Origin of the sequence: Pedobacter agri, from assembly GCF_032678665.1 — a bacterium.
GTDB classification, from domain to species: domain Bacteria; phylum Bacteroidota; class Bacteroidia; order Sphingobacteriales; family Sphingobacteriaceae; genus Pedobacter; species Pedobacter agri_A.
The window spans coordinates 476,399-482,398 of the sequence record NZ_JAVTSH010000004.1 but is presented as its reverse complement, the minus strand read 5'-3'; the positions used below and the strand labels follow the sequence as shown (position 1 = coordinate 482,398).

At 38.3% G+C, this 6,000-nt stretch carries 7 protein-coding genes; all 7 read right to left on the bottom strand.

Features of this window, described 5'->3' with window-relative positions:
• Positions 1-122: 122 nt before the first annotated feature.
• Entirely contained in the window at positions 123-983 is an 861-nt protein-coding gene (gene rfbA, locus R2Q70_RS11440) for a glucose-1-phosphate thymidylyltransferase RfbA (protein WP_316807705.1), read from the bottom strand.
• Between the two features lie 65 nt (positions 984-1,048).
• Positions 1,049-1,909, bottom strand: a complete 861-nt coding sequence (rfbD, locus tag R2Q70_RS11435; RefSeq protein WP_316807704.1) for a dTDP-4-dehydrorhamnose reductase — start codon at positions 1,907-1,909, stop codon at positions 1,049-1,051.
• Positions 1,902-2,450, bottom strand: a complete 549-nt coding sequence (gene rfbC, locus R2Q70_RS11430; protein WP_316807703.1) for a dTDP-4-dehydrorhamnose 3,5-epimerase — start codon at positions 2,448-2,450, stop codon at positions 1,902-1,904. Before rfbC ends, rfbD begins: the two co-directional genes overlap by 8 nt.
• On the bottom strand, positions 2,450-3,502 hold the full coding sequence (gene rfbB, locus R2Q70_RS11425; protein WP_316807702.1) for a dTDP-glucose 4,6-dehydratase: 1,053 nt from the start codon (positions 3,500-3,502) through the stop codon (positions 2,450-2,452). Before rfbB ends, rfbC begins: the two co-directional genes overlap by 1 nt.
• A 310-nt stretch (positions 3,503-3,812) precedes the next feature.
• Positions 3,813-4,376, bottom strand: a complete 564-nt coding sequence (locus tag R2Q70_RS11420; RefSeq protein WP_316807701.1) for a DUF3109 family protein — start codon at positions 4,374-4,376, stop codon at positions 3,813-3,815.
• A gap of 2 nt (positions 4,377-4,378) precedes the next feature.
• Entirely contained in the window at positions 4,379-5,152 is a 774-nt protein-coding gene (locus R2Q70_RS11415) for a DUF3108 domain-containing protein (RefSeq protein WP_316807700.1), read from the bottom strand.
• Between the two features lie 322 nt (positions 5,153-5,474).
• The gene (locus tag R2Q70_RS11410) at positions 5,475-5,990 is read right to left on the bottom strand and encodes a DUF2480 family protein (protein WP_316807699.1); all 516 of its coding nucleotides are present in this window, start codon (positions 5,988-5,990) and stop codon (positions 5,475-5,477) included.
• Between the last annotated feature and the right edge of the window lie 10 nt (positions 5,991-6,000).

The window sequence follows — 6,000 nt, the reverse complement described above, 5'->3', positions numbered from 1 at the left end:
GATAATGAAAAATATATATTCCTATATGGTTAAAAATATATAAACCTATAAGCTTTATTTACTTTGAGGATTTTAAGCCATCGATCAAAAAAAAATCCCGACTTTCATCGGGATCTATTTTTTTATTTAACCAGTTTAAGCAGGTAACTGCCATAACCACTTTTGACCAAAGGAGTAGCGATTGCCTTCAATTGTTCTGCAGTAATGAAACCCATTCGATAAGCTATCTCTTCGATACAGCCAATTTTTAATCCCTGGCGTTCTTCGATGATCCGAACGAACTCTCCAGCCTGCATCAGGGACGCAAAAGTTCCGGTATCCAACCAGGCAGTACCACGACTTAAGACGCCAACTTTCAAAGTTCCTCTTTCCAGATAAACTTTATTAATATCGGTAATTTCGTATTCTCCACGAGGAGAAGGTTTGATATTTTTAGCGATTTCTACCACTTCATTATCGTAGAAATATAATCCAGGAACTGCGTAATCTGATTTAGGTTGTTCTGGCTTTTCCTCAATAGAAATGGCATTTTTATGTTCATCAAATTCTACCACACCATAACGTTCAGGATCAGCAACCTGATAAGCAAATACAACGCCTCCTTCAGGATCAGCACTGGCCTGTAAAAGTTTAGCCATTCCGTCTCCGTGGAAAATGTTATCGCCTAAAACCAAAGCCACTTTATCTTTACCAATGAATTCCTCACCAATTACAAAGGCTTGTGCCAAACCATTTGGTTCTGCCTGTACCGCATAGGTAAATTTACATCCGAGTGAACTACCGTCACCCAATAATTTTTCGAAGTTAGGAAGATCGTGAGGTGTCGAAATAATTAAGATCTCTTTAATCCCCGCCAACATCAATGTCGAAAGCGGATAATAAATCATCGGTTTATCATAAACCGGCATCATTTGTTTGCTGCAAGCAAGGGTTAATGGATGTAGGCGGGTTCCGCTTCCTCCGGCTAATATTATACCTTTCATTTAGATTTTAGATTTGAGATGTTAGATTTAAAATTTTCAGGATCTATCACCGGTTTTGTCGTTAATTAATTTTCTTTCAGCTTCTCGATACACTGAACTAAGCTAGCTCTCCAGTATGGGATTGAAATACCAAATGTATCTTTAATTTTAGATTTATCCATTACTGAAAATGCTGGACGTGTAGCTTTGGTAGGATACGCTGACCCTGGAATAGGATTTGCCTTAACAGCAGTATTGCTGATATCGAATATTGCCTTCGCAAAATCAAACCAGGAAGTTACCCCTTCATTGCTATAGTGATAAATACCGTATGATGTTGATCCTGATGCAATCACATCAAAGATTGCGTTGGCCAAATCAATGGCATAAGTAGGCGTACCCACCTGATCAGCAATGATATTGAGCTCATCTCTTTCAGCGCCAAGCTTAAGCATCGTTTTCACAAAGTTATTGGCATATTCTGAATACAACCAGCTGGTGCGAAGGATAAAATGTTCTTTAAGCAAAGCGATAACCGCTTTTTCTCCATCTAGTTTGGTTTGACCATACACATTAATTGGCTGCGCATCATCATCTTCGGTTAATAGCTTCACTACAACACCTCCAAATACGAAATCTGTAGAAACGTGAATCAAAGTAGCTTTATTTGATGCACAAGCCAGGGCAAGGTTCGCCGCTCCGGTTTCATTCACCGCTTTCGCCAGGTCAATTTCATCTTCAGCCTTATCAACTGCGGTATAAGCGGCACAGTTGATTACAAAGGCGGGCTTTTCTTTTTTCAATAATAAGTCCAATCCGGCCTGATCCAGTATATTTGCATCGGCTTCTGCCGGAAAAACAATATCTGTAATACCTCTTCGCTCTGCTACCGTTTTTAAGCATTGCCCTAGCTGACCGCCAGCACCAATAATTAAAATTCTACCCATGATGTAATTCGGAAAAAGGTTTTAATAAAAGATCTTTGTCAGAAACAGAAGCTTGGTCTGCCGGAATCAACCAGTCGATATTCAGATCAGCATCATTGTAAATTACACCTGTTTCTGAAGCTTTATTGAAAAAGTTATCACATTTGTAAAGAAATTCTGCAGTTTCACTCAAGACCGAAAAGCCGTGGACAAATCCCCTGGGAATATATAACTGTAATTTATTCTCGGCACTTAACTTTACTGCAACATGTTTGCCATAAGTTGGAGAACCTGGACGAACATCAACAGCAACATCCAAAACCTCTCCTTTAGTTACACGTACCAGTTTCGCCTGTGCAAATGCACCAGTTTGCGCATGCAAACCTCTGATTACACCATATGAAGAATAAGATTGATTGTCCTGAACAAATTCACCAGATAACCCCGTTTTTTCTTCAAAGGTTTCTTTGTTGAAACTTTCAAAAAAATAACCTCTTGGATCTTCAAAAACTCTTGGTTTGATAATAATACAGTCTTTTAAGCCCGTCTGTTCGATTTCCATTATTTACTGCTGTATTGTTTTTCGTAATAAGATTGATAATTACCTGAAGTTACATTGGTTAACCAGTCTTCATTTTGAAGATACCAGTCAACCGTTTTGGCTAAACCTTCTTCAAATTGTAAACTAGGTAACCAGTCCAATTGATTTTGTAACTTAGAAGAATCAATAGCATAGCGTAAATCATGTCCGGCACGATCAGTTACATAAGTAATCAATTTTGCAGATTCGCCTGCTTCACGGCCCAGTTTCTGGTCCATGATGGTGCACAACAAATTGATCAAATCAATGTTTTTCCACTCGTTGTGTCCACCGATATTATAGGTATCGCCAGTTTTTGAGTTATGAAAAATTACATCAATGGCACGGGCATGATCTTCTACCCATAGCCAATCACGCACATTTTCGCCCTTACCATATACGGGCACCGGTTTATTGTTTTTAATATTATTGATGGCTAATGGAATCAACTTTTCAGGAAAGTGATGTGAGCCATAATTGTTTGAACAGTTGGAAATTACACAATCCATTCCGTAAGTATCATGATAAGCCCTCACAAAATGGTCAGAACTTGCTTTTGAAGCCGAGTAAGGGCTATGAGGGTCATAAGAAGTTTTTTCTGTAAACATACCCTCTTCACCCAATGCACCGTATACCTCATCGGTACTTACATGGTAGAAACGCTTTTGATCGTAACTACCCTTCCAATATTCGCGGGCTGCATTTAATAAATTTACGGTTCCGATCACATTGGTCATCACAAATGCTGTCGGATCCGCAATAGAACGGTCTACATGACTTTCTGCTGCCAGGTGAATCACGGCATCAAAATTCTCCGTTTTGAACAAATCCATGATCGCAACGGCATCGGTAATGTCTGCTTTAACAAACCTATAATTTGGTTTATTTTCGATATCCGTTAAGTTAGCCAGGTTTCCGGCATAGGTTAACGCATCAAGGTTGACAATTTCGTAATTAGGGTATTGATTTACAAAGCGGCGGACTACGTGAGAGCCAATAAAGCCTGCCCCACCAGTAATTAGAATTTTTTTCACAGTTATTAAAATGATTTTCAGTGGGCTAAAATAAGATAGTTCTTAGAATTAAACAACTAATTAGTCCTTAAAGACTATTTGCGAAAATCTGATATCCCACATATTCAATAAATTCTGGATTATGGAAATGTATTCACTTGAATACTGAAGGTGGGTAGCCTATTGGTATCAACGTCATAGTCTAGCCGTAGATGAAGGCATTTTAAGGCATGTGTAAATCTTGATGGAAAACGCTACATGGCTTGGACTTTTTAAATTAAACGCTTTTAAAAGCAGGTAGTAATGAATAATCATGCTGAAATATTTAGTTTTACATCGCTGCTACTGAACTTTCCAGTTCCTTATACCATTCTTCTCCGTATTTTCTAATGAGCGATCCTTTCAAAAAACTATATACTGGAACTTTTAATTCTCGTCCAAAGGTACATGCGTCGTGACAGATATGCCAGCGATCGTAATTCAACACATCAAATTCAGGGTATTTGGTAATGCGTATTGGATATAGATGGCAGGATATAGGTTTTTGCCATTCTACAATACCCTGCTCATAAGCTTTTTCAATGGCGCATTTGGTAATGCCACCCTCGAATAACACATAAGCACACTCTTTATTTTTATCAACGCAAGGGGTAGTCAAGTCTCCATCTTCATCTACTACATAAACCCCTTGTTCTTCTATGGCCTTAATGCCTTTTTCGTTTAACAGGTGTTTAATCTTTGGATAGATTTCTTCCAGTATAGCCGTTTCATCCTGATCCAATGGCGCACCAGAATCACCCTCTACACAGCAGATCCCTTTGCACTTGCTCAAGTTACATACAAAGTTCTCTTTTAAAACATCTTCGTGCACCAGCACTTGTTCCACTTCTATCATTTTTATTCTTTTGCTAATGCGTATTTTAACCCTGCGGCTGATTTTAACTCCATGGTTACCGCACCCACCAAAATTTCAACCTGTGCTTTTACAGGCACACGATTGCCATCATCTGTCACCCAAAGATACAAACGACTATCCTTTTTAAAGATCCTTCCCGGTTTAATGGATGGACTGAATTTCAGGCATCGGATATTTCCGAGTTTACTTTTTATGGTTTCTTTTCCTACATACTCGATTTCCAAAGCAGAAACCTCATCCTGAAGAAAATAATTGAGTTTAAAACTATCTCCCACTTTCAGTTTCGATATATCTAAACTCCTGGCAAAATAATAGGCAGAAACTAAATCGAATGTTTGAGTGGTTGGCGTATTGAAGTTGCCTCTGTTGGAAACAATTTTCTTAGCGTCCTGGTTAAACCTTGCTTTATCCTGTCTTTTGTAACTGGCTTCACGGATATTCTCCTGATAGAAATAAGGCAATAAATCTTTCTTATCGATATATGAATCGTAGTGATCTCTGATCTTATAAAATACATCGAAGGTCCCTGAAGTTTGTGCATCAACCGTTAACTTATAGGTAGGTTGATTATCAAATACTAGGTCAGAGTTAGTAACCTTAATGGTAGCTTCTGCTGCTGTGATAAAACCATACCTTAACTTGTATTGTAAAGTTTCCCCTTCCTGAAAAACCGGCTCTTTTTTAAGTGGTAGCTCCTGTGCATTGAGGCTTAACGCAGCAATTGCAGTGATAAATAATAGGATTAATTTTTTCATTTGCTTGTGTGTTTCGTTTGTGTGCGGAAACTATAACGAATAAATAGCTTTATCGTGATACAACCTTACGAAATATATGCAAAAAGCAAACCAATATTCAAAATTCATTGACCTTATATCAAGATTAAATAGGCATTTTTTCTGGCAAATAGCTAAGCCAAAGCATAAACTCTACGTTTTACGTTATTCCGGCCTAACAAATTTTTGGGAAAGCACAACGTTGGCAAAGGCAGAAACTTAAATACAAAAATTTTCAGTCGGCAATTTTTGTTTCTTTTTGTTGCCAAAAAGAAAAAAGCCCGTCCGGCCAGGACTGCAACATTTAATCTTTTCTTTTAAACACGGGAACAGTTGAACAAGGCTCACCAAACATGATACTTTTCACCACTGGCGTAAGCAAGTTAGTTACTTCTACATAAGCGGAAACCGGAATATCAATATCACCACATCCTTTCACCACCACACGTTCATCTGCATAATCTTGCGGATTAATCTTCGCCAAAGCTTTGGTGAACATCACTGCATCGAGTGTAGCCAAATCACCGAATACCACCTCATTCGCTATAGGCTGTAATTTATTGGCCAAAAGCATATAAGCCCAGGTAGGAACAATTGCATCTGCAGAGCAGATGATAGCTACATTTTTGTCTGCATACTGCGACCAGTCGTGCTCCTTAATAAATGCCCTGAAATCTTTTTCTCTCAACATCAAACCATGGAAAAGATTGTCCTTAATGTCATAAAGTACCCTATCTCCTTTATGATAAAAGTCTTCCAGGTTTAAAGTGATTAAACCACTATTCGCTACTTTATTAATGATATTTTCCTGAATCTCCATGGCTGTAAAT

Bases quoted from the DNA above. Each gene is read 5' to 3' on its own strand.
- rfbA (WP_316807705.1), bottom strand. From the start codon at position 983: ATGAAAGGTATAATATTAGCCGGAGGAAGCGGAACCCGCCTACATCCA.
- rfbD (WP_316807704.1), bottom strand. From the start codon at position 1,909: ATGGGTAGAATTTTAATTATTGGTGCTGGCGGTCAGCTAGGGCAATGC.
- rfbC (WP_316807703.1), bottom strand. From the start codon at position 2,450: ATGGAAATCGAACAGACGGGCTTAAAAGACTGTATTATTATCAAACCA.
- R2Q70_RS11420 (WP_316807701.1), bottom strand. From the start codon at position 4,376: ATGATAGAAGTGGAACAAGTGCTGGTGCACGAAGATGTTTTAAAAGAG.
- R2Q70_RS11415 (WP_316807700.1), bottom strand. From the start codon at position 5,152: ATGAAAAAATTAATCCTATTATTTATCACTGCAATTGCTGCGTTAAGC.
- R2Q70_RS11410 (WP_316807699.1), bottom strand. From the start codon at position 5,990: ATGGAGATTCAGGAAAATATCATTAATAAAGTAGCGAATAGTGGTTTA.